The following is a 3,681-nucleotide window of genomic DNA, read 5'->3' as shown; positions in this document are numbered from 1 at the left end:
CGGGCGAACCGGCCCGAGGACCCTTATCATGACGCCCGAGCCATGAAGACGCTGACGCTGCTGCGCCATGCCAAGTCGGGCTGGGACGACACGGTCTCGCGCGATTTCGACCGGCCGCTGAACGCCAAGGGCCGCCGCGCCGCGACGATCATCGGGCGGCAGATGCGCACATTGTCGCTCGCGTTCGACCATGTCGCCGCCTCGCCCGCGGTCCGCGTCGTCGAGACGCTCGACGAGATCGTCGCGGGCTATGGACGCACGCTGGCACCCGACTGGGACCGGCGGCTGTATCTGGCGTCGGCGGGGACGATCCTCGACCTCGTCCGCGATCTGCCGCGCGCCGTCGATCGCGCGCTGGTGATCGGGCATAATCCGGGGCTTGAGGATCTCGTCCTGCTGCTGACCCCAGACGTGACCCACCCGTTCCGCGACGCGGTTGAGGACAAATATCCGACCGCAAGTCTTGCCGAGCTGCAGTTCGACATCGACGACTGGGACGATCTGACGAGCGGATCGGCGCGGTTCACCCGCTTCGTGCGGCCGCGCGATCTCGATCCGACGCTGGGCCCCGACGCGGACTGACGCGTCGGGCCGGACTCGTCAGCCCTTGCCCTCGAGCTTGGCCTTCAGCCCCGAAAACGCGTTGACCGGCTGATATTCATCCTCGCTGATCACCCCGGCGGCGCGCAGTGCGGCCGCGGCGTTGGGGCCGCGGGGAAAGGGATCGAGCGCCAGCGCGAGCGTCTCGGCCGCCGCTTCCCCCAGATCGACCGCACCGCCATCGATCGGCACGGTGTCGAGCGCATCGTCCGACAATTCGATCTCGCCGTCGACCGCGCCGAAATCATCGACGAAGCGCAGCGCGACAGGTTCGTCGATCGTCGCGGTGAGCGGTTCGTCGGTCACCGAACAGGCCTGCACGACCTTAGCCGTCACATGCCCCTTGGCGACGATCCCGCTCGTGTCGCGACGGATCGTGAAGCGCGCCTCGAGCAGGTCGACCGACAGGATCGCAAACCGCGCGGCAAGCTTGCGGCGTTCCTCGGGCGTCGCGGCGAAGGTCACACTGCGATCGCGCTCGCCGATCGTGTCGAGTCGCTCGGGGCGGCTGAATTCGGGGGTCATGGCAGCTCTCCGGCGAGTAGGGTTGATAGCGGGACGCCGGCGAGCGCGGCGTGGAAGTCGGTGAGCGCCGTGCGGACATGCGCGAGCGCTGCGGGCGCGGGCGGATCGCCGCGATAGAGGTTGCGGACCAGCGGCGCGTCGAGATCGCCCGCGGCAAGTCCGTCGCGATAGGCGCCGAGCCGCCCGCCGAGCATGCTCATCATCCGGCCGATATGCTTGCCGACAATGATGTCGCCGATTCCGAGCTCGCGCAGCTGCCCGTCCATGTCGTCGACGAAGCGTTCCGCGAGTCGCGCGGCGGGCTCACCCCCCGACGGCTCCGATTCCATCCGCAGCATGACGAGCGCGAGGACCGCGGCGATCATGTCGAAGCGGCCGTCGACCGTGTCGGGCACCTGCCCGTCGCGATACCAGTGCTCCGCGCGCGCGCGCTGCACGACCGCGGTATAAAGTGGCAGCGCCTCGTCGTGCTTCTCGCCCAATAGCCTGCCGAACCAGCCCAAATCCTGTCGCCTTCCCGTCGCCAATGCGCGGCGGCTTGTTTGCCTGCGCAACCTCGCATATCGAGGCGATCCGCGGCCGATGCAATCGTGCTGCCGCCAGTATCGCGTGACCCCGCCCCGGGAGAGTATATGAGCGTCCTTTCATTCCGCCTGACACGCCGTACGGCCAGCGTCGCGGCGCTCGCGCTCGTCGGCCTGACGAGCGCAGGCTGCACGCAGCTTCGCTCGCATCAGGGCTATGTGGTCGATGTCGACCTCGTCAACTCGGTCCAGCCTGGCGTCGACAACCGTCAGTCGGTGCTCCAGACGCTCGGCAAGCCGACGCTCGCGGGGCAGTTCGACCAGGGTGACTGGTATTATCTGGCACGCGATAGCCGCAACCTGGCATTCCGCAACCCGCGCCCGAACGCGCAGATCACGCTGCAGATCAGCTTCGACCAGCAGGGCACCGTCACCGCGATCCGTCGCGGCGGGCTCGATCAGGTCGCCTCGATCAGCCCCGATGGCAAGACGACGCCGACGCTGGGTCGCCAGCGCGGCTTCTTCCAGGATCTGTTCGGCAATATCGGCTCGGTCGGTGCCCCCGGCACGGGCGGCGGCGGTGGCGCCAATACGGGTACGGGCCGCACGCGGCCCTAACGCTACCGGGCGGTCGCGGACTTTGCAGACTCGTACCTTCGCGCTAGGGCGCGGGGCATGACCGACGAGCTCCGCACCGCCGCCCTGGAATCCAAAGCCTGGCCGTATGAGGAGGCGCGCAAACTCCTCAAGCGCTATCCGCAGGGCAAGCAGGGCGCGCCGATCCTGTTCGAGACCGGCTATGGCCCGTCGGGCCTGCCGCATATCGGCACATTCAACGAAGTGCTGCGCACGACGATGGTGCGTAACGCCTTCCACGCGCTGAGCGACACGCCGACCCGGCTGATCGCGTTTTCGGACGACATGGACGGGTTGCGCAAGGTACCCGACAACGTCCCCAATGGCGACATGCTCGCCACGCATCTCGGCAAGCCACTGACGCAGATCCCCGATCCGTTCGGCACCCATTCGAGCTTTGCCGCGCACAACAACGCGATTTTGCGCGAATTTCTCGACCGCTACGGCTTCGATTACGAGTTCGCGTCGTCGACCGAATATTACACCAGCGGGCGCTTCGACGAGGCGCTGAAGGGGGTGCTGCGGCATTTCCAAGGCATCCAGGACGTGATGCTGCCGACGCTCCGCGCCGAGCGCCGCGCGACCTATTCGCCGGTGCTGCCGATCTCGCCGACCAGCGGCATCGTGTTGCAGGTACCGATCGAGGTGATCGATGCCGAGGCCGGGCTGATCGCGTTCGAGGATGATGGGCAGCGGATCGAGCAGAGCGTGCTCGGCGGCAAGGCCAAGCTGCAGTGGAAGGTCGACTGGGCGATGCGCTGGGTCGCACTCGGCGTCGATTACGAGATGGCGGGCAAGGACCTGATCGATTCGGTGACGCAGTCGTCGAAGATCGCGCGCGTGCTCGGCGGCCGCCCACCCGAGGGCTTCAACTACGAGATGTTCCTCGACGAGAATGGCGAGAAGATCTCGAAGTCCAAGGGCAATGGCCTCAGCCTCGACCAGTGGCTGACCTATGGCCCGCAGGAATCGCTGGCGTTCTACGCCTATCGCGAGCCGAAAAAGGCCAAGTCGCTGCACATGGGCGTGATCCCGCGCGCGGTGGACGAATATTGGCAGTTCCGCGGCAATTATGCCGGCCAGGATCTGAAGCAGAAGCTCGGCAATCCGGTCCACCATATCCATGACGGCAAGCTGCCCGAGGGCGAGTTGCCGGTGACGTTCGGGCTGCTGCTCAACCTCGTCGGCGTGATGGGCGATGCGAGCAAGGCGCAGGTCTGGGGCTATCTGGCGAATTACGTCCCCGATGCGTCGGCGGAGAGCTATCCCGAGCTCGACAAGCTGATCGACCATGCGCTGGCGTACGGCCGCGATTTTGTCGCGCCGACGCTCAAGCGGCGTGCACCCGAAGGCGTCGAGATCGCGGCGCTCGAGCGGCTCGATGCCGAACTCGCCG

5 protein-coding genes are annotated in these 3,681 nt (G+C 67.0%); 3 read left to right on the top strand and 2 right to left on the bottom strand.

Annotation, left to right across the window (positions count from 1 at the left end; translation table 11 throughout):
* Positions 1–42 precede the first annotated feature (42 nt).
* A complete protein-coding gene (locus tag sphsw_RS17735) occupies positions 43–582 on the top strand; it encodes a SixA phosphatase family protein (RefSeq protein ID WP_031441777.1) in 540 nt (179 codons plus the stop codon).
* 18 nt (positions 583–600) lie between these two features.
* Here the strand turns inward: sphsw_RS17735 and sphsw_RS17730 are convergent, their stop codons facing one another.
* On the bottom strand, positions 601–1,125 hold the full coding sequence (locus sphsw_RS17730; protein ID WP_031441776.1) for a YceD family protein: 525 nt from the start codon (positions 1,123–1,125) through the stop codon (positions 601–603).
* Positions 1,122–1,628: a ubiquinol-cytochrome C chaperone family protein gene (locus tag sphsw_RS17725; RefSeq protein WP_031441775.1), complete on the bottom strand. Its 507-nt coding sequence runs from the start codon at positions 1,626–1,628 to the stop codon at positions 1,122–1,124. The genes sphsw_RS17730 and sphsw_RS17725 overlap by 4 nt, the downstream gene beginning before the upstream one ends.
* 129 nt (positions 1,629–1,757) lie before the next feature.
* Here sphsw_RS17725 and sphsw_RS17720 point away from each other — a divergent pair, with 129 nt between their 5' ends.
* Both sphsw_RS17720 and sphsw_RS17715 read left to right on the top strand, forming a co-directional pair.
* On the top strand, positions 1,758–2,267 hold the full coding sequence (locus sphsw_RS17720; RefSeq protein WP_031396395.1) for an outer membrane protein assembly factor BamE: 510 nt from the start codon (positions 1,758–1,760) through the stop codon (positions 2,265–2,267).
* Positions 2,268–2,324: 57 nt separating this feature from the next.
* Positions 2,325–3,681: lysine--tRNA ligase (locus tag sphsw_RS17715; RefSeq protein ID WP_042467759.1), on the top strand; the 1,357-nt coding region annotated here is incomplete at its 3' end.

The organism is Sphingomonas sp. FUKUSWIS1, from assembly GCF_000733135.1.
Taxonomy (GTDB): domain Bacteria; phylum Pseudomonadota; class Alphaproteobacteria; order Sphingomonadales; family Sphingomonadaceae; genus Sphingomonas; species Sphingomonas aerolata.
This window is presented reverse-complemented; position numbering and strand designations above follow the sequence as displayed.